Origin of the sequence: Bacillus sp. WP8, assembly GCF_000800825.1 — a bacterium.
In the GTDB taxonomy this organism is placed as follows: Bacteria; Bacillota; Bacilli; order Bacillales; family Bacillaceae; genus Bacillus; species Bacillus safensis.
In genome coordinates this window covers 1,409,999-1,435,404 of sequence record NZ_CP010075.1, presented here as the reverse complement: position 1 = coordinate 1,435,404, position 25,406 = coordinate 1,409,999, and the positions used below count along the sequence as shown (strand labels likewise).

Annotated in this window: 25 protein-coding genes; 7 read left to right on the top strand and 18 right to left on the bottom strand. The window is 40.9% G+C overall.

Annotation, left to right across the window (positions count from 1 at the left end):
• The first annotated feature begins 78 nt into the window (after positions 1 to 78).
• Positions 79 to 444, top strand: a complete 366-nt coding sequence (locus QR42_RS07095; protein WP_039178290.1) for a YugN family protein — start codon at positions 79 to 81, stop codon at positions 442 to 444.
• A 67-nt stretch (positions 445 to 511) separates the two neighbouring features.
• Here the strand turns inward: QR42_RS07095 and ctaG are convergent, their stop codons facing one another.
• From ctaG to cyoE, 6 genes are all read right to left on the bottom strand, one after another.
• Positions 512 to 1,390 (bottom strand): cytochrome c oxidase assembly factor CtaG, encoded by an 879-nt coding sequence (gene ctaG, locus QR42_RS07090; protein ID WP_039178288.1) that lies wholly within the window; start codon positions 1,388 to 1,390, stop codon positions 512 to 514.
• Positions 1,391 to 1,420: 30 nt separating this feature from the next.
• On the bottom strand, positions 1,421 to 1,750 hold the full coding sequence (gene ctaF / locus QR42_RS07085; RefSeq protein ID WP_024426910.1) for a cytochrome c oxidase subunit IVB: 330 nt from the start codon (positions 1,748 to 1,750) through the stop codon (positions 1,421 to 1,423).
• Positions 1,751 to 1,752: 2 nt separating this feature from the next.
• Positions 1,753 to 2,373 (bottom strand): cytochrome c oxidase subunit III, encoded by a 621-nt coding sequence (gene ctaE, locus QR42_RS07080; protein ID WP_024424780.1) that lies wholly within the window; start codon positions 2,371 to 2,373, stop codon positions 1,753 to 1,755.
• Positions 2,373 to 4,244: a cytochrome c oxidase subunit I gene (gene ctaD, locus QR42_RS07075; RefSeq protein WP_039178285.1), complete on the bottom strand. Its 1,872-nt coding sequence runs from the start codon at positions 4,242 to 4,244 to the stop codon at positions 2,373 to 2,375. Before ctaD ends, ctaE begins: the two co-directional genes overlap by 1 nt.
• A gap of 176 nt (positions 4,245 to 4,420) precedes the next feature.
• Positions 4,421 to 5,488 (bottom strand): cytochrome c oxidase subunit II, encoded by a 1,068-nt coding sequence (gene coxB / locus QR42_RS07070; protein WP_039178282.1) that lies wholly within the window; start codon positions 5,486 to 5,488, stop codon positions 4,421 to 4,423.
• Between the two features lie 279 nt (positions 5,489 to 5,767).
• Entirely contained in the window at positions 5,768 to 6,685 is a 918-nt protein-coding gene (gene cyoE, locus QR42_RS07065) for a heme o synthase (protein ID WP_003211774.1), read from the bottom strand.
• 393 nt (positions 6,686 to 7,078) lie between these two features.
• On the opposite strand from cyoE, the gene QR42_RS07060 reads away from it, so the two are divergent.
• Positions 7,079 to 8,002, top strand: a complete 924-nt coding sequence (locus QR42_RS07060) for a COX15/CtaA family protein (RefSeq protein ID WP_039178279.1) — start codon at positions 7,079 to 7,081, stop codon at positions 8,000 to 8,002.
• A 38-nt stretch (positions 8,003 to 8,040) separates the two neighbouring features.
• Here QR42_RS07060 and QR42_RS07055 read toward each other — a convergent pair whose 3' ends face one another.
• The 5 genes from QR42_RS07055 to glsA all read right to left on the bottom strand — a co-directional run bounded on the left by QR42_RS07055 (position 8,041) and on the right by glsA (position 15,858).
• Positions 8,041 to 9,477, bottom strand: coding sequence for a cryptochrome/photolyase family protein (locus QR42_RS07055; RefSeq protein WP_257218364.1), 1,437 nt, complete (start codon positions 9,475 to 9,477; stop codon positions 8,041 to 8,043).
• A 100-nt stretch (positions 9,478 to 9,577) separates the two neighbouring features.
• On the bottom strand, positions 9,578 to 13,024 hold the full coding sequence (gene pyc / locus QR42_RS07050; RefSeq protein WP_039178276.1) for a pyruvate carboxylase: 3,447 nt from the start codon (positions 13,022 to 13,024) through the stop codon (positions 9,578 to 9,580).
• A gap of 79 nt (positions 13,025 to 13,103) precedes the next feature.
• Complete coding sequence (gene ftsW, locus QR42_RS07045; protein WP_039178273.1) at positions 13,104 to 14,315, bottom strand: putative lipid II flippase FtsW; 1,212 nt, start codon at positions 14,313 to 14,315, stop codon at positions 13,104 to 13,106.
• 209 nt (positions 14,316 to 14,524) lie between these two features.
• A complete protein-coding gene (locus tag QR42_RS07040; protein ID WP_003212509.1) occupies positions 14,525 to 14,806 on the bottom strand; it encodes an Fpa/YlaN family protein in 282 nt (93 codons plus the stop codon).
• Positions 14,807 to 14,928: 122 nt separating this feature from the next.
• Positions 14,929 to 15,858, bottom strand: a complete 930-nt coding sequence (gene glsA, locus QR42_RS07035) for a glutaminase A (RefSeq protein ID WP_034281651.1) — start codon at positions 15,856 to 15,858, stop codon at positions 14,929 to 14,931.
• Between the two features lie 120 nt (positions 15,859 to 15,978).
• Here glsA and QR42_RS07030 point away from each other — a divergent pair, with 120 nt between their 5' ends.
• A complete protein-coding gene (locus tag QR42_RS07030) occupies positions 15,979 to 16,461 on the top strand; it encodes a hypothetical protein (protein WP_039183087.1) in 483 nt (160 codons plus the stop codon).
• 15 nt (positions 16,462 to 16,476) lie between these two features.
• On the opposite strand, the gene QR42_RS07025 is transcribed toward QR42_RS07030, so the two are convergent.
• Positions 16,477 to 17,799 carry a PhoH family protein gene (locus QR42_RS07025; protein ID WP_039178271.1) on the bottom strand — a complete coding sequence of 441 codons (1,323 nt, stop codon included), beginning with the start codon at positions 17,797 to 17,799 and terminating at the stop codon, positions 16,477 to 16,479.
• A 140-nt stretch (positions 17,800 to 17,939) separates the two neighbouring features.
• On the opposite strand from QR42_RS07025, the gene QR42_RS07020 reads away from it, so the two are divergent.
• Together QR42_RS07020 and QR42_RS07015 are read left to right on the top strand one after the other, a co-directional pair.
• Positions 17,940 to 18,557 carry a YhcN/YlaJ family sporulation lipoprotein gene (locus tag QR42_RS07020; protein ID WP_039178268.1) on the top strand — a complete coding sequence of 206 codons (618 nt, stop codon included), beginning with the start codon at positions 17,940 to 17,942 and terminating at the stop codon, positions 18,555 to 18,557.
• 102 nt (positions 18,558 to 18,659) lie between these two features.
• Positions 18,660 to 18,890 carry a YlaI family protein gene (locus tag QR42_RS07015; protein ID WP_024424769.1) on the top strand — a complete coding sequence of 77 codons (231 nt, stop codon included), beginning with the start codon at positions 18,660 to 18,662 and terminating at the stop codon, positions 18,888 to 18,890.
• A gap of 31 nt (positions 18,891 to 18,921) precedes the next feature.
• Here the strand turns inward: QR42_RS07015 and QR42_RS07010 are convergent, their stop codons facing one another.
• Both QR42_RS07010 and typA read right to left on the bottom strand, forming a co-directional pair.
• Positions 18,922 to 19,203 carry a YlaH-like family protein gene (locus QR42_RS07010; protein WP_044334035.1) on the bottom strand — a complete coding sequence of 94 codons (282 nt, stop codon included), beginning with the start codon at positions 19,201 to 19,203 and terminating at the stop codon, positions 18,922 to 18,924.
• A gap of 96 nt (positions 19,204 to 19,299) precedes the next feature.
• Entirely contained in the window at positions 19,300 to 21,138 is a 1,839-nt protein-coding gene (gene typA, locus QR42_RS07005; protein WP_024424768.1) for a translational GTPase TypA, read from the bottom strand.
• A 114-nt stretch (positions 21,139 to 21,252) separates the two neighbouring features.
• Here typA and QR42_RS07000 point away from each other — a divergent pair, with 114 nt between their 5' ends.
• Positions 21,253 to 21,432, top strand: coding sequence for a DUF5325 family protein (locus tag QR42_RS07000; RefSeq protein WP_024426900.1), 180 nt, complete (start codon positions 21,253 to 21,255; stop codon positions 21,430 to 21,432).
• A 274-nt stretch (positions 21,433 to 21,706) separates the two neighbouring features.
• Positions 21,707 to 22,342 carry a hypothetical protein gene (locus tag QR42_RS06995; protein WP_039178263.1) on the top strand — a complete coding sequence of 212 codons (636 nt, stop codon included), beginning with the start codon at positions 21,707 to 21,709 and terminating at the stop codon, positions 22,340 to 22,342.
• A 43-nt stretch (positions 22,343 to 22,385) separates the two neighbouring features.
• Here the strand turns inward: QR42_RS06995 and QR42_RS06990 are convergent, their stop codons facing one another.
• The 4 genes from QR42_RS06990 to QR42_RS19460 are packed head-to-tail and all read right to left on the bottom strand — an operon-like array spanning position 22,386 to position 25,369.
• A complete protein-coding gene (locus QR42_RS06990) occupies positions 22,386 to 22,682 on the bottom strand; it encodes an anti-sigma factor family protein (protein ID WP_039178260.1) in 297 nt (98 codons plus the stop codon).
• Positions 22,679 to 23,197 (bottom strand): sigma-70 family RNA polymerase sigma factor, encoded by a 519-nt coding sequence (locus tag QR42_RS06985; protein WP_039183084.1) that lies wholly within the window; start codon positions 23,195 to 23,197, stop codon positions 22,679 to 22,681. Before QR42_RS06985 ends, QR42_RS06990 begins: the two co-directional genes overlap by 4 nt.
• A complete protein-coding gene (locus QR42_RS06980; protein WP_039178259.1) occupies positions 23,197 to 23,460 on the bottom strand; it encodes a hypothetical protein in 264 nt (87 codons plus the stop codon). Before QR42_RS06980 ends, QR42_RS06985 begins: the two co-directional genes overlap by 1 nt.
• Entirely contained in the window at positions 23,450 to 25,369 is a 1,920-nt protein-coding gene (locus tag QR42_RS19460) for a membrane protein (protein ID WP_039178255.1), read from the bottom strand. Before QR42_RS19460 ends, QR42_RS06980 begins: the two co-directional genes overlap by 11 nt.
• Positions 25,370 to 25,406 lie beyond the last annotated feature (37 nt).

Below are 25,406 nucleotides of genomic sequence, written 5' to 3'. Positions count from 1 at the left end.
TACCTTTCACAGTTGAAAGTTTAACGCTTTCATACTATGATTGTCAGTAAAGGGAAATTTTATAAGGAGGGGTTTTGGGTGAAGTTTGAAGGTACGGGGATTGAAGAAGTATCAGCTGACTTAAATAAATTAGATTTCATTATGGAAAGTGAAGGATTTGTACGAGCCGATCAATGGGATTATGAGCGTGTGACGTACGACAGAAAGTACAGCATGGTAGAGGGAACCTTTTATTTACGAATTTCCGGCTACGCCACTGAAGGAGATGTCGGTTCCAAAAAGGCACACATCCAGCTTCTAACACCATTACTTGGAAAACATTATTATCCACATGGCGTTGAATATGGCGAAGGCGAAGAATTCCCTAAGTCTCTCATCCAATCAAGCAAAAAAACACTTGCACAACTGAAGGAAAAACTAGAAGCCATGACGGCTGAAGCATAAAACAAGGCTAAAATGATCTTTTAGCCCTTTTTCTAAGATGAAAGCACAGCCAGTCGGCTGTGCTTTTTTATTCATATTTCGGAATAAGCGCATCTGGTACGGCATCTTTTGCTCTTTCTTTTCTTGCCCAGTCAAAGAAGACAACAGCAAGAATAGAGCCGTACACAATCTCCTGAATAATTTTCATCAAAATGGCACCTAGCTGCTGATCCTCTAGCAGCGGCAAGGTGTGGAACATATCAGGACCAGTGAGAGCAAGGCCTGCAAGCATATCACTTGGCACACATAAATGCAGTGCTTGTATCCATGCACCTGCATCAGAATAGGTTGCATAGATCGGTGCCTCACTAAACATGATGAGTGCACAGGCCGGAGTCATCAATATCCCGTCTGCCATGATATATCCAAGCTTCAAAATGCCTGTAATCTGCGGCAGACTTTGAACTTTATGGACAAGCGGCCACCACATGAAAAAGGCAGCGATAAAAATAACAACCGTCATCAATGCATGGTAAAACGGATCTGTTTTCACAAAATCAAACACAAGTGGAATGTGATACAGCGAAAACAAGCCGTTAAACCCAAGCAGTGCAATTAAAGGCTTGGAAAACAAACGGAAAACGGCTTGAATACCTGGTGTTTGAATGATCCGCTCCCAGATGGCTGCAGGCAATCCTGTAATAAGGAGAGGCGGGATGACTAAATAGAGCACTGCCATTTGCGCCATATGTGCACTAAACATAATATGCCCCATTAAATCAATTGGGCTCCCTTTCACGGCATATAATAGAACAAGCCCCGTCAGAAATAACGTTTTCTCTTTCACCGTCGCACGGTACTTCCCCTTTGTCACAAGAAGCAGATAAAGAGCAGCTGCTATCACAATACAAGTCAAATAATAAGGGCTCCATAATGCCCGAAATCCGAATATTTCTAAGTTCTCCATTGCTGCGCCTCCTTCAAGGGCAAAGCGGGTTTACCACCATATAATGGTCAAAAAGGCTAATACGGTAATAAACGCAACAAACACACCTGAGTATAGAAACAAGGCGGGTGTTTCATGCCCTTTTTGGTTCATGTGCATAAAATAATAAAGCTGAAAAGCCACCTGAATGCCTGCAAGCAGTAAAATAAACGGTACAGCGAACCAATTTCCAACGTCTTCTGAGGCGATCGTTAAAAACGCAACAAATGTTAATCCAATCATCAAGCCGAAAGAAATGAGCTGATGCTTCATTTCTTCGGCATTTTTCTTTTTACGATATACAAGGTCGACTTTGGACTGATTTGTGTTTTTATTTCCCATTCTTATCCCACCATTCCCATTAAATATACAACGGTAAAGATGAAGACCCACACAACATCAATGAAGTGCCAATAGAGACTTGCCACATAATATTTCGGTGCATTGTATAAATCGAGTCCGCGTCTCATATTTCGAATCATGAGAGCGGTAATCCAGCAAAGTCCGAAGGCGACGTGAGCTCCGTGAGTTCCTACAAGTGTATAGAAGGAAGAACCAAGAGCTGAGCTGGTAATCGTAAATTCATACGCATGCACGTAGTGATAAAACTCATAAATCTCAACCCCTAAAAATCCAGCACCTAAAAGGACCGTGATACCAAGCCAAAGCTGCATCTTTTTAAAGGCAAAGTTTTTCATATGATACATGGCATACACACTCGTTAAACTGCTCGTTAATAGAAGCATTGTGGCAATAAAGACAAGTGTGAGGTCAAACATATCAGTTGTTTTTGCTCCGCCTGCATTTGAGTTTTTCAGCGCCAAATACGTGGCGAAAAGCGATGCAAACAGAACGGTTTCTCCTCCAAGAAACAGCCAGAACCCGACAAACTTATTCTTCCCTTCTAACGTGGCTTTCTCAGGAGAAGCCGGAAAGGTTTCCGCCGTCATTTTTTGTGGTTCCATTATGCTTTCACCCCTTTATCATCGTCGTCGGTCAAATCTTCTTTGTGAATATGGTATCCATGATCATCTTTCAGAGACCTAACGAGCATGGTCGCAAACGTAATACCAAGACCAATGAAGATCACTGGAAGCCCCCAGTCGTGCTCTTGACGATACATGAAACCAAACGCTGACACAAATAGACCGAATGAGATAATGACAGGCAAAATGGAATTATTCGGCATGTGAATATCATCGAGCGGTTCAGATGCTGTCATTCCTTTTTTACCATCCATTTTTTCAATCCATAATGGATCTAGTCCTCTCACAAGCGGAAGCTGTTTAAAGTTGTATTCTGGCGGAGGCGAAGACACTGCCCATTCAAGTGTTCTTCCATCTCCCCAAGGATCGCTCGATACACGCTCCCCTTTTGCTGTTGTCCAGATGATATTAATCAGCATGATCACAACAGCTACAAACATAAACAGTGCCCCAATCGTACTGATCAAGTTCCCAAGCTCGAGACCCTGACCTGGCAGGAACGTAAAGACCCGGCGCGGCATGCCCCATAGACCGAGAAAATGCTGGATAAAGAAAGTTAAGTGGAAACCGATGAAAAACAGCACAAAGCCAATTTTTCCAAGTTTCTCATTCAGTATCTTTCCAAACATCTTCGGCCACCAGTAATGCACACCTGCTAGAATACCGAATACAACCCCGCCGATAATGACGTAATGGAAATGCGCCACAACAAAATACGTATCATGGAACTGATAATCTGCTGCAGCTGCCGCAAGCATGACCCCGGTTACCCCGCCAAGTAAGAACGACGGAATAAAGGCAACAGAATAAAGCATCGGCGTTGTAAACTTCACATTACCGCCCCATATCGTGAGCAGCCAGTTGAACACTTTAATTCCTGTTGGCACCGCAATTGCCATGGTCGCTACGGCAAAGATCGCATTAGCGATAGGTCCAAGCCCTGTTGTGAACATGTGATGCGCCCACACCATGAATCCAAGGAAACCAATCAATACAGTAGCGAACACCATGGACGAGTAGCCAAACAGTCTTTTTCTTGCAAACACAGGAATGATCTCAGAGAAGATTCCAAATGCCGGCAGGATCAAGATATATACTTCCGGGTGTCCGAAAATCCAGAACAAATGCTCCCAGATGATTGTATTTCCTCCAAGCTCTGGATTGAAAAAGCTCGTGTCAAACATTCTATCAAGCATCAGCATCGCAAGCCCTGCTGTCAACGGCGGGAATGCGAATAAAATAAGTGCGGAGGCGACAAATGTCGTCCAAGTAAAGAGCGGCATTCTCATATACGTCATACCAGGCGCTCTCATATTTATAATCGTTGCAAGAAAGTTAATCCCGGCAATCAGCGTACCAATACCCGCAATCTGCAAACCCAAAATATAGAAATCCATTCCATGCCCTTCAGAATTCAGCGTGAGCGAAGCGTATGCAGTCCAACCTGCATCAGGTGCTCCGCCCATAAACCATCCAAGGTTTAAGAAAATTCCTCCGAAAAAGAATAACCAAAAACCAAGTGAATTCACAAACGGAAATGCTACGTCACGTGCACCAATTTGAATTGGTACAACCGCATTCATTAATGCAAATAAAAGCGGCATAGCTGCAAGGAAAATCATTGTCGTTCCATGCATCGTCATGATTTCATTGTAAACCCCTGCACTGACAAAATCACTTTCAGGGATGGCTAGCTGAATACGGATAAACATCGCTTCGATTCCGCCAACCAAAAAGAAAAATCCCCCTGCCACTAAATATAATATGGCAATTTTTTTGTGGTCAACCGTTGTCAAGTAATCCCATAAGACAGCGCCAAACCCCCGCTTTTTAGCTATTGTACTCACCATGAAATCCCCCTCTTATCTCCCATTTGCCCCTTTTCATATAGATGTCTTTCTTCACGATCCTTTAAACAGACTATGTCTGACAGATGACGACTTCTCGGTTGTAGAGACATATTCGGGAGCTCTTAACAAAAACTTCACATCGATCACATACCCTCTTGCATATCTGCTTCTAGTTGTTACTCGACTTTAAGACCTTTTAAATACTCGTAAAGTGCATCTGCTTCTGAGTCATTTAATTTAGGGTACGTTCCTGTCATCTTATTACCTGGTTTAAAGCTTTCTGGATCTTTCAGCCACGCTTTCACATTTTCTTTGTTCATGTCTTTGATTCCAGCTACTTTCGTCCGTTCTCCGAAGGTCGCAAGGTTTGGTGCTGTCCTTGCTGCTTCCGGCCGTTCGTCACCAGGCTCTACTGCGTGACAGCTTAAACAGTTTTTCTCTTTAAATAGCTTTTCACCCTCTAAAGCGAGATCTTTTGTGGATTCAGGCTTCTTGTAATCAGCCATTTTTTTCGTCCATCCTAAGAACTCATCTTGAGAAAGCGTTTTAACTTTAAAGTCCATTAAAGCATGTGACGGTCCGCAAAGCTCCGCACATTTCCCGTAGAAATATTCCCCTGCATCTTTCGTTCGTTTCGAGTCAAAGATTAAATAAAATTTGTTCTCATTATCTGTGTTTGTATCTATTTTACCGCCAGCCGATGGAACCCAGAATGAGTGTTTGACATCGGATGCTTTTAGCTTAAAGTACACCTTTTGATCTGTTGGTACGATCAATTCCTGACTTGTGACAATCCCATAATCAGGGTATTCAAATTCCCACCAATATAAGCTGGCCCTTACATTCACAACAAGTGTCTTTTCAGGATCTCGTTTTTTCTTATCCATAGCGCTTGTATCCCCTAGTTCAAGCGTGTATGCCACAACAGGTACAACGAGAATAATAAGTAGAAGAATCGGAATCGCTGTCCATGTGATTTCCAAGTTGCGGTTCCCTTCCACCTGCTTTGGAATCGTATCTTCTCCCACTTTAGAACGTTTGAATTTAATGATGACGTAAAAGAAAATGATCGATACAACAATGACGACAAGAACCATAATAAGTGTACTCAGTACCGTTAGGAAAAACTGTTTATCTGCTACTTCCCCAACTGGCTTGAGTGTTGATAAGTATGGTTCACCACAGCCCGCCAAAACGAGCGTCAGTAAGAGAAACAGTGAATAAACACGCCATTTTCTTATCATAATTTGTCCCAACCCCTTTTGCTTGATCTCCTTTGCCTTTCGCTTTTTACCTCTTATTTATAAAATCACTTCTCACCCATCTATAACCCCCGCCTCTTATAAAAGCACTTACATTTCCTCTTTTCATAAAAAAATGATGTTTTTACTCAAAATACCATCTATGTATAAACAGAAAGCCGCCTAAATAGAACTGAATATCAGGCGGCTTTCATAGTTGTTAGAAAATGTTGTGTTATAAGATATAGCCATTGTTTTGATGTGATCAAAGTGTATTTCACTCTAGAATAGTGTAATAATAATCATCGCTACGAAAAAGATGGTTAAGTAGTTTAATGAATAAACGAACATGAGCGTTGACCACTTCATGACGTCTTTCATTTTAAAGCCCATAAGGCCAATAACAAGCCATCCAATATTAAGCAGTGTACCAAGTGCGACAATCGGCCATCCTAATCCACCTAAGAAAAATGGAAGTGGAAGAAGACATGCTGTCCAAATGATGATTTGGCGTTTTGTGACTTCAAAGCCGTAAACAACTGGCAGCATTGGAATGCCCGCCTTACGGTAATCTTCTGTTTTCTTAATCGCAAGTGATAGGAAGTGCGGGATTTGCCAAATGAACATAATCATAAACAAAACCCAAGCCGTTGTGTCGATTGTACCTGTGACAGCTGTCCAGCCAATTAATGGCGGAACCGCGCCAGATACACTTCCGATAACTGTATTGATGGTGTAATGGCGTTTAGACCACATGGTGTAAAGAACCGCATAAGTAAAGACTCCAATAAATCCAATCACTGCTGATGTAATGGTTGTCATCAGAAGCATAATGAGTCCTAATACAACAAGCAGAATGCCAAATGCATACGCTTGCCCCGGCTGAATTTTACCTGTAACCGTCGGTCTTGTTTTTGTTCTTTCCATTAATATATCAATATCACGGTCAAACGCATTATTAATCGCGCATGAACCGGCAATAATAAGAGAAGAACCAATCATTGTTAACAGCACAATATCAAGATTTCCAAGAAAACTCATACCTGTAAAATAAAAAGCAAGCCACATTCCAGTAAATGTCGTAATGAAATTGGAATTGACGATGCCCATTTTAATCAGAGCAAGAAAATCTTTCCACGCTGTTGTTTCTTCTATTTGTCCATGAATAGCTGCTTCCGCGGCTGTTTTGGAATTTGCCAATGTGTATAACCTCCCTTGCCCAAACCTTCAAACGAACGAATGACACGTAAAATCATTACAACTCTATCATACAAGATAAACAGCTGTAAAAAAACATCCTATTAAATAATAAACGACAAACTTGAAGTTATTTGTGAACTTTTCGTGAATTTATTAGGATATATGTGTGTTTCAGAAGGCGGTGCAAAATGAAATATTCTCTCCTCTATTTCTATCAGACTGTCAAAGAAAGATCAAGCACTCTAAATCTGTAAACTTTGTGAACTAACATATCATTTTTTTGTGAACTTTGGTCATTATGAATTGCAACAGAACACGCATTTGGCTTAAACTTGAGAGCATGTGAGGTTTTCATTTACATCAGAAGTTTTTTAGAGAAGGTGAAATAATTTGATGAAATTTGCTTTAAGGCTATTGAGCGTGATCACAACGTTTGTGATGCTGATCGTACTGATTGGCGGTGCGCTTGTTACGAAAACCGGTTCGGGTCTTGGCTGCGGTAGACAGTGGCCGCTTTGCCACGGTCGTTTCTTTCCTGAAATGAACCCCGCTTCCATCATCGAATGGAGTCACCGCATGTCAACAGGGGTTTCCACCATTCTTGTTCTGGCACTAGCGGTCTTATGCTGGAAAAAAATTAGTCCAGTATTCCGTGAAACCAAATTTTTGGTCATCATGTCCATTATATTCTTAGTGCTTCAAGCGCTTTTAGGAGCTCTTGCCGTCGTATTTGGTTCTAACGCACTTGTGATGGCACTGCACTTCGGTATTTCACTCATTTCATTTGCTTCAGTATTACTGCTTGCCCTTCTTGTCTTTGAAGCAACCAGATCTGAAACAAAGCTTGTGAAGCCGCTTCATATCGGCAAAAAGATGCAGTTCCATATTTATGGGTTGATCACATATACGTATATCGTTGTCTATACGGGTGCTTATGTGAGACATACAAAGTCAAGCCTTGCTTGCTCTGTCTTCCCGTTTTGTTCAAAAGACGGTGCGCTTCCAACTTATTTTAATCAGTGGGTTCAAATGTCTCACCGAGCAGCAGCACTTCTTTTATTCGTCTGGATATTTGTCGCTATGTTCCATGCCATGAAACATTATAAAGAACAGAAGCAGCTGTATTATGGATGGATCATCTCAGCCATTCTGATTACACTTCAAGCCATTTCAGGTGTGATGTCTGTTTATTCTCAGCTTGCACTTGGTTACGCGTTGGCTCATTCATTCTTTATTTCTTGTTTGTTTGGGGTACTATGCTACTTCTGCTTACTTATTGCCCGGTTTAAATATGAAAGCAAAGAGCCATTTAAATAAGATTTACATCCCCCTATCATGCCGAAAGGGGGATTTTTTTATTGTTGTTTTGCTTCTTCGAATAGCGAGATGGCTTTTTTGCGTCTTTCCCCGTGATCAACTGTTGGCAGCGGGTATGTATCCCCTAGTACACAGCTCGATTTCAGTTGTTCATCGATCGGCATTTTACTTGGTTCATGAATCCATTTTTCATCGACATGCTTAAGCTCTGGTACATATCTTCTAATATATTCCCCGCTCGGATCAAATCGCTTTGACTGAGTCGTTGGGTTAAAAATACGGAAGTATGGAACGGCATCTGTCCCAACAGAAGCTGCCCACTGAAATCCTCCGATATTCGAAGCCTCATCATAATCCACAAGCTTTTTTGCAAAATACGCTTCTCCCTTTCTCCAATCAATCAAATAGTCCTTTGTTAAAAATGAGGCGGTGACCATTCTTAAACGGTTATGCATCCAGCCTTCCTCATTTAACTGCCGCATCCCTGCATCGACGAGGGGAAAGCCTGTTTCACCTTTACACCATGCGTTAAACAGCGTCTCATCTTCATTCCATTTCATCCCTTGAAACGCCGAATTAATTTCTTTTTCTTTCATCTCTGGATAATGAGCATAAATCATATGGTAAAAATCTCGCCATGCTAGCTCTTTGATAAAGGTTTCTCTGCCCTCGTCTTCAAACAGCGCTTCCTCCTGAACCGCATGGAAGATCGTTCGGATTGAGATTGTCCCTGTTTTTAAGAAACGTGACAGCTTGCTCGTTCCAAAAACAGATGGAATATCTCGTTTTTCATGGTAACGTGTTAATCTTTTTTGGATAAAGTCATGCAGCGTGTTCATCGCTTTGTGTGAGCCGATTTGATCAAATTTCCTTGAGCATTTCTTGATCATGCTGCGTAGTTTGTCATTCCCTTCATGCGAAAGTGACTCATCACAAATCGTATGAGCGCTGCTGAGAAATGATTTGTCAACTTTTATCACAGGCTGCTTCTCTTGCTTTCGCCATGATTGATAGTATGGAGTAAACACTTGATAATGAGTGCCATCCGCTTTTAAAATATCTTGCGCCCCGTGAAGGTGTGTATCTTGCCATTTTGACACATGAATGCCCTTCTTTTCTAAAAAATCGGTTACGTGATGGTCACGCCTTTGTCCGATTCCCACTTGATCTTCATTAAAAAAAACAGCTTTGATGTCATACAGATCGATAACTTGCTGAAAGGCACGCAAGACATCTCCATAGAGAAGGTGAACATACATTTGAGATTCTCTTGCTTCCTTGACGAAATGCGCCACGTTTTGGAAAAAATGTTCGTTGTTTAAATCGAGGTCCATTTCAGTAAAGAATGGATCTAGATGATAAAGAGCAAATAATTTGTACTCGTGTTTTTTTGCATATGTGATCGCTTTTGATAAGGCGATATGATCATCTAATCGCATATCCCGGCGAAACCATATCACAACAGTTTTGTCCAACCTTCTTCACCTCACTCTATAGTGTAATCACTCTCACTTGCTGCTGCACATTTTAATGCGCTCAAAAAAAAGACACATCACGGTGGATGTGTCTCACTTCTTATTCAGGCTTTAATACAATGAGCAGATCACCGGTTTGAATCGGTTCTCCATTTGTCACATGTATTTCATCTACGACCGCAGAAAATGGGGCTTGTACAGTCGTTTCCATTTTCATGGCTTCGTTGATCATCAAATGCTCGCCTTGTGAAATTTTTTGTCCTTTTTCCACGAGTACTTTAATGACAGTGCCTGGCATCGACGCGGCGATGTGATTTGGATTCGAGCGGTCCGCCTTCATTTTTTCTTGAACGGAGGATTTGATGCTTTCATCCTTAATCACCACTTCACGTGGCTGGCCATTTAACTCAAAGTAAAGAACTCTTGTGGCATCTGGATTCGGTTCGCCAATTGATACGAGTTTGACAATAAGGGTTTTTCCTTTTTCGATTTCTACCTCAATCTCTTCTCCAAGTCTCATCCCGTAGAAGAACGTTGGTGTATCAAGAACAGAGATGTCACCATAGCTTTCTGCTGTTTGGACAAATTCAGAAAAGACTTTTGGATATAGGGCATACGCAATTGCGTCTTGCTCTGTTAACGTCAGGTCATGAGATTCTTTGAACTGCTTCTTAATGTCTTCAAAGTCCACTGGCTTCAGCTTCTCACCAGGTCTGACAGTAAGAGGCTCTTCCCCTTTTAAAATCAGCTTTTGCAGTTTTTCTGGGAATCCGCCATGCGGCTGGCCTAAATAGCCTTTAAATAATTCCACAACAGAATCCGGGAAGTCTAATGTTGCTCCTTTTTCATAGACATCTTCTTCTGTTAGATCATTTTGCACCATATAAAGTGCCATATCTCCAACTACTTTAGAGGATGGTGTTACCTTTACAATATCACCAAACATGTCATTCACACGTCTGTACATTTCCTTTACTTCATTCCAGCGTTCGCCAAGACCGACACCTTTCGCCTGCTGCTGCAAGTTACTATATTGACCGCCAGGCATTTCATGCTCATAAATTTCTGTATGAGGCGAATTCATGCCGCTTTCGAATTCATGATAGTATTTTCTGACGGAATCCCAGTATTGAGAAAGGCGTTCGACAGATTGGACGTTCATGTCTGGCTTTCTTTCATGTCCATCTAAAGCATAATAAAGTGAGCTTGCACTTGGCTGCGATGTGAGTCCTGCCATAGAGCTGACGGCAACATCCACAATATCAACACCTGCATCAATCGCTCTTGCATAGGTGAACAGTCCATTTCCACTCGTGTCATGCGTATGAAGATGGATAGGGATTGTAAGCTCATCTTTTAAAGCAGAGACTAGCTCATAGGCTGCCTGCGGTTTTAATAACCCCGCCATATCTTTAATACCTAAAATATGTGCGCCGGCAGATTCAAGCTCCTTCGCAAGAGATACATAGTACCTAAGATCATATTTTGGACGAGACGGATCAAGGATGTCCCCCGTATAACAAATGGCCGCCTCTGCCACTTTGCCTGATTCCCGAACAGAATCAATGGCAAGCGTCATGCCTTTGACCCAGTTTAAGCTATCGAAAATACGGAACACGTCAATGCCTGCCTCGGCAGATTCTTTTACAAATGCTTTGATCACATTATCCGGATAGTTTGTATATCCGACAGCGTTTGATGATCTTAATAGCATTTGGAACAGTGTGTTTGGCACTTCTTGACGAAGCTCTTTCAATCGTTCCCACGGATCTTCTTTTAAGAAACGGTACGCGACATCAAATGTAGCACCGCCCCACATTTCCATACTAAACAGCTCCGGCCATAAACCTGCTGTTGGCTGGGCAACTTTCTTTAAATCATGAGTTCTAAAGCGTGTCGCAAGCAAAGACTGATGCGCATCTCTAAAGGTTGTATCAGTTAAAAGGACGTTATTTTGTTCTTTCACCCAGTTGGCAAGTCCTTCAGGTCCATGCGTATCTAACAATTGTTTTGTCCCAGACGGGATCTCTTGATTGAGAGGAAGCTTCGGTACGTCTGGCTTGTCAAAATGAGGCTTCTTTTTCTCCGCAATACCAGGGAACCCATTAATGGTAACGTTACCAATATAAGTTAACATCTTCGTTCCGCGGTCTTTTTGCTTAGGGAAATTAAATAGCTCTGGCGTTGAGTCGATAAACGATGTATCGTATTCTCCTTTTAAGAATTTCTCATGCTTAGCTACGTTTTCAAGAAATGGGATGTTTGTTTTAATCCCGCGAATCCTGAATTCTTGTAAATTTCGGACCATTTTAGCAGCCGCTTGATCAAATGTGAGCGCCCATGTGGACAGCTTGACCAATAGTGAATCGTAATAAGGTGTAATGACCGCACCTTGGAAACTGTTCCCTGTATCAAGACGTACACCAAATCCCCCACCTGAACGGTAGGCCATAATTTTTCCTGTGTCTGGCATAAAGTCATTGAGCGGATCTTCTGTTGTGACCCTTGATTGAATGGCAAAGCCGTGTGTAAAGATATCTTCCTGCTTTGGAATACCAACTTCTTTGCTGTGAAGGTTATGCCCCTTTGCAACAAGAATTTGGGTTTGGACGATATCGACACCTGTGATCATTTCTGTGATCGTGTGTTCTACCTGCACCCTTGGATTAACTTCAATAAAGTAAAACTCTCCATTTGCAACAAGGAATTCTACAGTCCCAGCATTAATGTACGATACATTCTGGGCCAGCTTGACAGCTGCTTCGCAAATATCTTCACGCAATTGATCTGTTAGAGACACACTTGGCGCCACTTCAATGACCTTTTGATGCCGCCTTTGAACTGAGCAGTCACGCTCATATAAATGAATGATATTGCCGTGATTGTCACCAATCACCTGCACTTCAATATGTTTTGGATTCTCAATCAGCTTTTCAACGTATACTTCATCATTTCCAAAAGCAGCTTTTGCCTCTGACTTCGCACGGTCATAGGCTTCCTTCAGCTCTTCTTTTGATCTGACAATCCGCATACCCCGGCCGCCGCCGCCTAGTGAAGCTTTAATAATAAACGGGTAACCGTATTCTTCACCGAATTTTTCGACTTCTTCGACCGAATCAACTGGTCCGTCACTTCCTGGAATGACTGGAATACCAGCTTTTTTCGCTTCTTCTCTCGCCTTTACTTTATCTCCAAACATATCTAAATGCTGAGAAGTTGGACCGATAAATTGAATGCCTTCCTCTTCGCATCGTCTTGCAAAATGAATGTTTTCGGATAAAAATCCGTAGCCTGGATGAATCGCATCCACGTCATTTCGTTTTGCAATTTCGATGATCCCCTCGATATCAAGGTAGGCATCAATCGGTTTCTTTCCTTCTCCAACTAGATATGCTTCATCTGCTTTATAGCGATGATAAGAGCCAGAGTCTTCTTTGGAATAAATGGCCACTGTACGTAAGTTGAGCTCCGTACAGGCCCTGAAGACTCTGATAGCGATTTCCCCTCTGTTTGCAACTAGAACCTTTTGAATTGTTCTCTGTGACATTCTCACTCCTCCATATCCCTTAAAATTTTATATGTACTCTATAATAAAGGAAGAAATGAAAACTGTACACTTTTGTTTTCTAAAGATTCAAAGTTTTCTGCAATCCATTTTTTTCAACCGATGGTTTGCTCATTGATTTTTTCTTTTTGTAACGCTCTTTATATTCAGTAAACATGCTGATATTCAGCAGCATGCCCATACAGATGCTAAGTAAAATGATGGACGATCCCCCGTAGCTGATAAACGGAAGTGTCACCCCAGTGATTGGAATAAGACCTGAAACACCGCCTAAATTGATACAAGTTTGGATCGCAATCATGGAGGAAATTCCTATTGCAAGCAAACTTCCAAACGGATCTTCACACTTTCTCGCAATATAAAAACCTTTCACGACGATGAAACCAAGAAGAGCGATAACGAAAAACACGCCGAAAAAACCAAGCTCTTCTGAGATAATTGCCATGATAAAGTCTGTGTGCGGTTCTGGCAGATATCCGTACTTTTGAACGCTTTCTCCTAGACCGAGTCCAAAAAAGCCGCCTGATCCAATGGCATAATATGAATTAATCAATTGATGCCCAGTAGCCCCTGCATCTTTAAATGGATCTTGGAAACTCTCAAAACGTCCGAGACGATTTTGCGTGAAAATTTTATCCCAAAAAAGAATAATAAATGGGGTCACGACGACCATTACTGCACTAAATAGCGCGAGCAGCTTCGCTAGCGTTTTGCCGCTAAAACCTGAGCATAAAATCATCGCAAGGGCAATCATGCCAATGATAAAGGCTGTCCCATAGTCTGGCTGCAAAATGATAAATCCGCACAGGATAGAGACAATCACGATCGGAGGCGTAACACCTCTTAAAATATGATCAATATAATGCTGCTTTTTGGCATACACCGCAGCAAGATAGATGATGACGACAATCTTCACAAATTCAGCTGGCTGAAGACTAAAAGGTCCTAATTTGATCCAGCTTCTTGCGTTCCCTGCAATATGACCGCCAAAATATACATAGATGAGGGAAAAAACTGAAAGCAGCAGCATACCAATCTGGAATTTCTTATTTGAAAACAGCTGATATGGAACTAATGCTGTAAAGATCAAGATGGCTGCTCCAACAATCATAAATAAGAGCTGTTTCTTAAAAAAGTTATCTGGCGCGGCATCGTATCTGATAACAGATGTAATCATACTTGAGCTATACACCATAACCAAACCGAATGCGCTGATTAAGATAATGGCGAACAATAATGAGTAGTCATACGATTTTAGCATTCTCTTTAACATATAATCCTCTTCCTAACGTCTGTTTCTACTGCTTGATATCTTCTTAGCTGTTCTTATTCTACTACATTTTCTCCGTTTGATCCCGTTTTACCTCTTTTATATTGTTCGTCATTCATGAAAGAATCAAGTCCGTTTGCCGTCAATCCATCAAAAGAAAATAGAGGACAAAAAAACTCAAACTTAGTTATGGAAGTTTGAGTTTTCAATCATTATTTTTTTGTGAACGCATCATGAAGTGCGGAAAGCTCTCTCTCAAGTTTATCGAGCAGTTTCTTGCCTTCATGTTGATCAACTAATCCAAGCCGGACAGCGAAATCAATTTCTCTCGATAATCCGAACATTTGAGTATCTAAAACCTCTTCATAAAGAGGACATTGCGGCATCGTTAAGTTGTCCATTTGCACTTGGATCAATTTTAAAATTTTATCTGCATCCAATTTTAATAAAGCCAGTGCTTTTTGCCGATGATCGACTAAAATTTCTGACGCCAAAAGTATCCCTCCGTTCCCCAGGCGAGTACCTAATTCTTCTATTTATCATAAAGCGAAACGCCCAAAATTGCAAGCAGATTTGTACAGTTCGCTTTGTAAAAATAAAAAGAAGACATTCATCATTAAAAGATACTCATCTCATATTTTTCACTCATGAGCTCAAGCAGCTTAATCCCAGCAATACTATTCCCTTTTTCATCCAGTGCAGGACCAAAAATTCCGATCCCAAAATCATATGGAGCCGCTCCCATAATCCCGCCTGAAACACCGCTTTTAGCGGGTATGCCGATATTAATGGCAAACTCCCCGCTTGCATTGTACATGCCGCACGTCACCATAAAGGTTTTACAAATTCTAGCGACATCTTTTGAAAGAATTTGCTGCCCCGTCTCTGGATGTCTGCCATCTAATGAAAAAACACAAGCAATTTTCGCCAAATCTAAGCTGTTCATCATGATGGCACATTGTTTCGTATACACGTCCATGACCTCTTCTACGTTCCCTCTAATAATATGATATTGCTTCATATAATAGCACATAGCCCGGTTAATCATAGATGTCTCGAATTCGGATGCGGCTGTTTCCTTGCAATATGTAATGCTTTTATCATTTGCAAGCTCTCTAATAAAGCCAAGCAGGCGGTTTAGCTGATCTTGCGGTGTCGCGCCTCTTATTAAGCTTGTGACTGCAAGCGCTCCTGCATTAATCATTGGATTCAGCGGCTTATTCGGACTTGCTGTTTCCAGCTTAATCATTGAATTAAACGGGTCACCTGTAGGCTCTTGGCCAACAAATTGAAAAACTTTTTTTGGCCCTTCTTCTGAGAGTACGAGCGCAAGGGCTAATACTTTTGAAATACTTTGCAGAGTAAAGCGTTTATCTACATCTCCTGCCGAGTGGCAAGTATTACTCACATGATACACAGCCACAGATAAATCCGTCTGATCCGCTTTGGCGAGAGCGGGAATATAGGATGCTACTTTGCCATCTTTGGCCACTTTTTTTGCTTCTTCTACAAATCGCTGAAGCTCTTCATTGTCGCGACATGCCATGCCCAATATCCTCCCTATCTTTCATGTAAGATTAGTGTGTACAAGGAGATGCATGTTTATGAAAGTGACAAAGCAGGCGAAAACTTCTATAATTTATGGTGGAAAGGGGTTGTCTTGAACATGAGCATCATTCAAATTAAGGGGAACGTAAAGTACAAGATCACCATTGATCCAAGTGTATGGATTTTTGATGACCGCAAATTTTTAATGGATTCATTTTTTGAAAAAAGTGCAGCAAATGAAGAAAGTCAGCTGGATCAGGAGCTTGACCAAGAGCGGGTGATCAGAGAAGGACAAACACTTCCACCCACTTTAAAAACAGAGAAGAAGTACGAAAAGGAAAGACTCGTCACAGGCAGCTTCGGAATGAAGCTGGGTGATATGCTGAAAAATGCAGAACCGCTTGAACATGCAGATACATGCGAATTTGTCACAGAAACAGGAACAATTTCTGTTCCGCTTTCTCAGGCAATGGAAAGCATTGCACACTTCAGCCAAAATGGGAAGCCTATAACTGAAGAAGGACCAATCCACGTTTATTTCGCGGATCAGTCCAACCTCACTCAGCCGATAAAAGGTGTCAAAGAGCTCATCATTACATAAGACAGAGGGTCTGGACTACAGCAAATCAGCTGCAAGCTGTGCAAGTCCAGACCTTTCTCCTTTGACAAGCTTGACATGTCCAGATATTTGCTGTCCTTTGAACCGCTCAATGACATACGTAAGCCCATTATTTAAGCTGTCTAAATAAGGATGATCGATCTGCTCTGGGTCTCCCATTAGCACAATTTTACTTCCCTCTCCGACTCGCGTTAATAATGTTTTCACCTCGTGTTTCGTTAAATTCTGCGCCTCATCAATGATAATAAATTGATCAGGGATACTTCTTCCGCGGATATACGTTAAAGCTTCCACTTGAATCGAACCAATTCCTGCCAAAATCGCATCAAGTTCACCAGGTTTTTTTGTATTAAATAAAAATTCTAGATTGTCATAGATCGGCTGCATCCATGGTCTGAGTTTCTCTTCCTTTTCACCTGGCAAGTAGCCTAAGTCCTTGCCGACAGGAACAATTGAACGGGCTACGATCAGTTTTTTAAACATGCCGAGATCCTCTGTCTGCATTAATCCGGCAGCCAGCGCAAGGAGTGTTTTACCAGTTCCCGCTTTTCCGATCAATGTCACGAGGGGAATATCACGGCGCAATAGCAGTTCTAGTGCCATCGTCTGCTGAACATTTTTCGGACGAATTCCCCAAACATGCTCTTGATCATAAATGAGCCGTTTCACATTCTCTGCTTTTTGGTCAAGCATTCCTAAAGCAGAGCCGCCTTCATTCCCCTTCATAATGACAAACTGATGAGGGTTTAATGGTACACTCGTGACTTCTTTTATCGGTAATTGGCTTTGTTTATAAAATGTATTTAATTGCTCCGTCGGAATATAGAGCTCATGATAGCCGTTATCAATGTCTTCGTTTTGCAGCACACGGTCACTTAAGAAGTCTTCAGCTTGGAGGCCTATAGCATCTGCCTTTACCCGGACTAAAACATCTTTACTGACCAAAATAACTGGCCGGCCGTGAGGCTTTGTTTCTTCCTCTAAGCTCAAATTTTTCGCGACAGCCAAAATCCGATTATCGTTCGTTTTTTCAATAAAAATTTCTTGAAGTTCATGGAAAGAGCGATGATTCAGCTCGATGCGCAGCGTTCCTTTTGACTCTAGCGTAATTTTTTCATGCAGTTTCCCTTTCGATCTCAAACCGTCGATTAAACGTGAGACGCGCCGAGCGTTTTGCCCAACCTCGTCCATGTATCTCTTTTTCGAGTCTACTTCTTCTAACACAACGGCCGGAATGACGACCTCGTTGTCTTCAAATGAAAAGATTGAATTCGGATCCTGTAATAACACATTTGTGTCTAATACATAAATTTTACTCAGGTCCTTCGCCTCCTGATCGGGGTTTCATTCATCCTTGTCTTTCCCAAAACGATTGTTAAAATATATGTTTTCATGAATAAAGTTAGAAGGTTAATTCAACAATAAAATAAATCATGCAGTTTGTGAAGGAGGGAATTTAGATGCGACTATTTTTAACATTATTCATGATTCAAACGATCATTCTGTTAGGCGCTTGCCAGCAGCAGGAAAAGCCAGAGGCGCTGGACAAGCAAGATGGACGCCAGCACTTAGTAAGGGTGTCTGACTCATCGAAGAAAAAGACAGATCAAGCCCGCCCATCCACAGATGTTGCGCAGCATCTTGTCAATGTGACAGAGCACGTAGCAGATGTCAATGATGCAACAGCAATCGTCATCGGCCGATATGCTGTTGTTGGTATTGATGTAAAAGATGATTTAGATAGAAGCAAAGTAGAAACCATTAAATATTCAGTTGCAAAAGCGCTGAGAAATGACCCGGAAGGTGCAAATGCTGTTGTGGTTGCTGATCCGGATACAGTCAGCCGTTTAAAAGAAATGGGCAAAGAAATTCAAGCAGGCCGCCCTGTAAGCGGTATTATGGATGAACTGGCTGCCATTGTCGGCCGCGTGATGCCAGAGATGCCGAAAAATGAGATCGACCGTAACGAAAAGGATCCGACAAATGATCCGAATAATCAGCTCAAAGAACAAGATCAAAAACAGTTAGAAAAAAATCAAAACGACCAATCAAATCATCATATGAACCAAAAGAAATAATGAGAACGGCTTATATCTCCTGTGATATAAGCCTTTTTCTACGCTGATTTTAAGTGGCTGGAAAACATGCTATAATAAATGCAATAAAGTGAGGTGAAAATGATGAGAGTGAAGTGCTCATTATGTGAAAAGCTTGAAACCATTGATGATGATACACTCGTTGCGAAACGGTTAAGAAACCGGCCAATTCATACATATATGTGCGATGACTGCCAAGAACGCATTAAAATAAAGACAGAAGCTCGCATCAAAACCGGCAGATTCTCTCTTTATCAGGATCCTGCGACAAAAGAGAAAAAGAAGAAAAAAGGAAAGAAAGAACAAAAGACATAAAAAAAGACCTGACACATGTTCAGGTCTTTTTTTACGTATTGACTGTTCCTTCTTTTTTCGCACGATGCAGCCGTATTTTATAAATAATCAAAATGGCAGCTGCCACAACAAGGCCTTCCGCTACTGGCAGGAAGATTCCTAGAAATGTGAGAAACGTGCAGCCAAAAATCAAAAACAAATAAATCACGAGCGCTTTTAAAATCGGTAAACGTCTTGCAAAGCCGAGCTTAAAAACAATAATCGCTAAAACAAGGATGGTGCCATATAGGAGCCACATCCCTGTTTGCGGATTTTCATCGACACGAAACAGCATCGCGAAAAAGGATAGATTTTCACTTACTTCCTGTTCATTCAAAAAGATTCCCTCCCCTTATCTTTCAGGGTTCTATCTTTTTAATTCTTCATGGAATTAAGATAATCCTGCTAGCTTTTTCTTCTTCGCTGCTTTCTCACGTTCGTTTTTGTCTAAAATTTTCTTTCTAAGACGAATGGATTCAGGTGTAACCTCACAGTATTCGTCTTCATTCAAGTACTCAAGAGATTCCTCAAGTGACATAATACGAGGTTTTTTCATGCTAACCGTTTGATCTTTCGTCGCTGAACGTACGTTTGTTTGTTGTTTCATACGGCTTACGTTTACAACAAGGTCGTTCTCACGGTTATGCTCCCCAACAATCATGCCTTGGTATACTTCAGTACCTGGCTCAACGAAGATCACACCGCGCTCTTCAACACCTTGGATTCCGTAAGCAGTCGCTTTACCTGTTTCCATTGAAACAAGTACACCTTGACGGCGTCCGCCGACTTGACCAGACTGCATTGGCTGGTAGCTGTCAAACGTATGGTTCAAAATACCAAAACCACGAGTTAATGAAAGAAATTCAGTTGTGTATCCAATTAAACCACGTGATGGCACTGTAAAGATCAGGCGAACTTGACCGTTACCATTGTTGATCATGTCAATCATTTCACCTTTTCTTGCACCCATTGATTCCATAACAGAGCCAGTATGCTCTTCTGGTACATCAATTTGAACGCGCTCTACAGGCTCACATCGAACACCATCAACTTCTTTTACAATAACTTCTGGCTTCGATACTTGTAATTCAAATCCTTCACGTCTCATATTCTCAATGAGAATGGATAAGTGAAGCTCTCCGCGTCCAGAAACAACCCAAGCATCAGGTGAATCAGTTGGATCCACACGAAGACTGACGTCTGTTTGAAGCTGCTGCTCTAAACGCTCTTCGATTTTACGTGATGTCACGTATTTTCCTTCACGGCCTGCAAATGGGCTGTTGTTTACAACAAACGTCATTTGAAGTGTCGGCTCATCAATACGAAGGATTGGAAGTGCCTCTTGGTGTTCTACCGGACAAACCGTTTCACCTACGTTGATGTCTTCCATTCCAGATACAGCGACAAGATCTCCCGCTTTCGCTTCGTTGATTTCCACTCGTTTTAACCCTTGGAAACCAAAGATCTTTGTTACACGAAATTGTTTCACAGTGCCGTCGACTTTCATCAAGGCTACCTGCTGTCCTACTTGCATTGTTCCTCTGAATACACGGCCAATTCCAATTCTGCCAACATAATCATTGTAATCAAGTAGCGCCACTTGGAATTGAAGCGGCTCTTCATGGTTATCAACCGGGCAAGGAATATGGTTCACAATAGCTTCAAACAAAGATTCCATGTTTTCATCTTGTTTGCTCGCATCGTTACTTGCTGTACCATTGATTGCTGATGCATAGACAACTGGGAACTCAAGCTGTTCTTCTGTTGCATCCAATTCAATGAACAAGTCAATCACTTCATCGACTACTTCAGCCGGACGAGCAAAGTCGCGGTCAATTTTATTGACGACAACGATTGGTGTTAAGTTTTGCTCAAGTGCTTTTTTCAGCACAAAGCGTGTTTGAGGCATACAGCCTTCATAAGCATCCACAACGAGGAGTACACCATCTACCATTTTCATGATACGCTCAACTTCACCACCGAAATCGGCGTGTCCTGGTGTATCTAAAATATTAATGCGTGTATCTTTATAATTTATCGCAGTATTTTTAGCTAAAATCGTAATACCGCGCTCTCGCTCTAAATCATTTGAATCCATGGCTCTCTCAGCGATATTTTCATTCGCACGGAAAGTACCAGCTTGATGGAGCAATTGGTCAACAAGCGTCGTTTTACCATGGTCAACGTGGGCAATAATTGCGATGTTGCGAAGGTCTTTTCGAAGTTTCACATTTTCATCTCCTAAAATAATTAGATAACTTTCATATTATATCACAATCCCCTTTAAATGCCGATCGTTTTTCTGTAAACTTATATTAACTCTAAAAAAAGGGATGGGGACATTATGAAACAAATCAAATGGCTTCTATTATTATGTGCATTACTTGCAGTTGTCAGTATGGCGTTTATTGGGGTAACTCTTGCAGAAAAAAACATACTGGGCATATGTCTAAGCATTGTATTCGCCATGATTTTCATGGGTACAGGATTTACATTAAAAAGAAAATTAAACGTGCAATCATAAAATTAGGTAAAAGCCTTTTACATTCTATATGTAGAAGGCTTTTTATTTTGAGTAAAAACAAGACAAATCACCTATGAAAGCTTGCGTCACATACAAAAACATCTATTGAGAATTGACAAAAGTAAGCAATCTGAACCTCTCCATAATTCGACAAGAACTTTTATAGTTCTCCAAAATCAAACAGAAAGTTACAATTTTCCTATTCTTCCACAAAGTTTCTCATGGTATGCTGTTCTTGCAACAAAATTTAACAGAAAAGGGAGAGAAAAGAAGCATGAAGAAGTTTTTGAGCAAATCGCTCAGCTCTGTTGTATTTTTCGCTTTAGCTATCATTCTTACTTTCACAACAGTAGCTCCTGGGCAAGCAAGCGCTGCAACTTTCAAAGGAATTCCTTTTGAACAGCAGCAAATCATTCAAGAATTATTGGAGAAAAACGAGCGTGTCATCAACATTCTCATCAATTCATTTGTTGAGGAAGACAACAACTACACATTTGATGTGAAAAAAGCTGTTGAGCTCGGACTAACTGAAGAAGAAGCGGCGACTGCTGAGAAATTCTTAGATCGCGCAGCTGTTCTTACAATCGTTTTCAGTGAAAGCATCACTAAAAACGAAAAAGGGAAATTGGTTTTTGATGCAGCAAAAGCTGTTGAACTTGGTCTTACAAAAGAAGAAGCGGCTAAATTCGAAAAGCTTTTCAAATCAGTGATCAGAATTGCTGATCTTGCTGGTGATGCCCTTGTTCTAGACAAAAAAGGAAACGTTGTGATTGATTCAAAAATCGCAAAAGGTCTTGGATTCAGCTCTACTGAATTACTTGTTTTCAACCAAATGCTTAAGAAAATTCCTCAAGAGCAATTAAAAACGTTTTATGATGCAGTTCAAATTGCGAAAGAAAAATTAAGCTAAGCTCAGAAAAAACCCCCACCTGGTTTATCCAGATGGGGGTTTTTTATTTCAGCCAATAAAGAATGATCATCATGGCGTATCCTATACCAAATGCGATACTTGCTCTATATAACAGCTTGCCATAGTAGCGCTTTTCAAATTTTCTTCTTTCTTCCTTTTCATCTATATATGGCATGAGATCAGGAGTTTGTATAAGGGTTATTGGCTCTTTCATTTCGTGATAAAGGTGTTGGCAGCTCTCGCAGGATTGTAAGTGCTCTGCAACAATTTTATTTGTTTCTGCACTTGTGTCCCCCTCTATATAAAGTGGTAACATTTCTTCAATCAAATAACAGCTCATTTATTGAACTCCTCACAATGTAGCATTCGCTTCAGCTCTAATCTGGCTCGATGAAGGGTTGTTTTGACTTTAGATAAAGTCCAATTCAAAATTTCAGCTACTTCTTCATATGACAATTCTTGAATATCTCTTAAAATGAGGACCTCCCGGTAGGAATCCTTCAGCTGATAAATATGATGCCACAGCCTTTCTATATCAGCTTGTTTTTCAATGTGATCTTCTGGTGTCGTGAACGACTGCTGCTCTAAGAAATCCATTTCCTCTACGTTCGTAAAAGTCCATTTTACTTTTCGGCGATAATCATTCACAAATGTGTGATACGCAATGGTATAAAGCCATGTTTTCATACTTGAATGTCCCTTAAAGGAGGACAACCCATGCAGTGCCTTCATAAATACGTCCTGTGCAAGGTCCTTGGCTGTTTCCATATTTCCCGTCCGGCGATATAAATATTTAGTGATTTCCTGAAAATATTCTTGATAGATTTTTTCAATTTGCTCTGCTGGTCTGGACATCAAAAATAAAACCACACAGTCATCCAAATCGATAAAACGATAAAAAAGAAATATAACGAGTAAATAAACCCTTTCATACGTTTTAACTCGTCATAGTCCTTCTGACCTTCCATCGGCGCTGAAGACGGCTTTTTACCCGTGACCGCATGCTGAAATTGCTGTTCGTGTGCCTTCATCCAGCTAGCTGCCTCGTCTCCCAGATCCCCTTCTTGATACAGTTCATATAAGTCTTGAAAGATGGCTTGTTTTTCTTTATCTGTCAAAACGATGCACCTCTTTTGTTCGCACTTCATAGATTTTATGCTCATTTGATCCGAAGGTTTGTATGATGACAAGCCATGAAATGTCGATGTTCCCTTCTTTGTCGATCATTCTCACAGGTTTTATTTGCTTTTTATAGATCGTATATGGTTTATACCTTTTAAGTACTTGCTGATAGACGTCCTCACGATCTTGATTAGATACTGCGTGCGGGATAGAAGAAGCAACTTGCACTCTCAACTCAATTCCATCATCCCCTTTAAAAAGATTGACGACATGAGAGGAGCGTTTAAATGTATATTGTTTACTTTCACTAGTGCCTATTTCTTTCCTTACGTCTTTTGGTGTTTTCCCTATGATCTTTAACAAATCTTTATCGCTGACGTTCCCTTTTTTCTGTTGAAGAAACGCTTTTGACAGCTTGAAGCTGATGACTTCATTTAATGAGCCATTAAACAGAAACTCCGATTGATCTTTTGTTGTGACCCTCACTTCATGCTGCCAATCAAAATAAAATTCATCAATGCCTGTGATTTGATAAGCTGGCGGCTTGAGGTTTAAATGTTTATAAATACTGTTGATCCTGTTTTTTATCTCCGTTTCTGTTAAATGGATTCCGTCAATATCCTTTAATTGAAAGATGGCGTTTACGTATTGCGCTTGTCGAAGCGTCCCTTTTTCCCAGGTGGCAGACGCTAAACTGTCCTCTTCAATCTGAGACATTTTTGGCAGAAGAAGAACGTTCGTCTCTCCATCCTCTTTTTGTACAGTCAATTGAATGCGATTGAGATCTATTGACCTTCCGCTTCTTTCGAAAAATTCAATGGTCTTTTGCCTATATTCTTTATCGGTCAGTTCCTTTCCCTCTACACGACCTCGATAAGAATATTCGCTTAATTCACCTGTAAACGGAGAAATATTCACTTCATACTGATCATCTGCAAACACGTAATGATAAGGGATAGGCTGATGACTAGCATTTAAATACAGCGATTGATTCTCCGGTACAAACTTTGAAGCGAATGCTTTTGCACTTGCTGCTGATAAAGGGCGATATTCTTCCGAGAAAGTATCTACCAATTCCGTTTTGGTGAATTGGAACATGGTATGAGGGATATTAATAATCGGATTGAGTAATAGCAGAAAAAAGACAGCTATACAACCAGCGCCCCACTGCCTTAATCTCACTTTGTCCCGCAGTAAAGCAGATAACAAATAAATCGTCATAAAGCTTCCTGCTGCTGCCGCTAAAATGACAATCGATTTAAATGTAGATTGAAGTTCATACTTCGAAATAGAAGGATAAAAAATATAAAGCAGGGCTGCAAAAATTAGGCCATAGAACAACAGCAATCCCTTCCACTTCCAGTGCCAAAACAAGCGAAAGAAAAGATGCAGTACTAAAGCGGCAAAGCCAGCCATAACCAAAATGGTGATCAGATCTCTCCATACTAGCCCCATATCACCGCTAAGAAAGAACTTTTTGCTTTCAGCAAACACAATAAACACGGTTTGACATAAAGGCAGAAGTAATACAGATAAATCAAAAGCAAAAAACATGCCTTTATTTTTTAAATAAGGAAGAGTAATCACATAGTACAGTGATGCAAGCAAAACATACCCATAAATGAGAAATTGCATGAAATCTGTCAGCACTTCAAATGTTTCGATCGTATACTGTCTAGCTAGGACTTGGTGGATCATTTCAACTGTTATTCCGCCAAGCAGAACAACTCTTAATACGATTCCAGCATAAAATACATAACCACTCTTCTTTTCTTTCCATAGCGGAAGTGTCATGAAAAGAACAAATAGTCCAAGTACACACCATTGAATGATGCGGATACTATACTCATTTAAAATAAAATACCTTTCAAAATGGAGCGATAAATCACTAAACAAATCAAACATTGATACACAATCCTTTACATAAAATTAAGGCCTCATT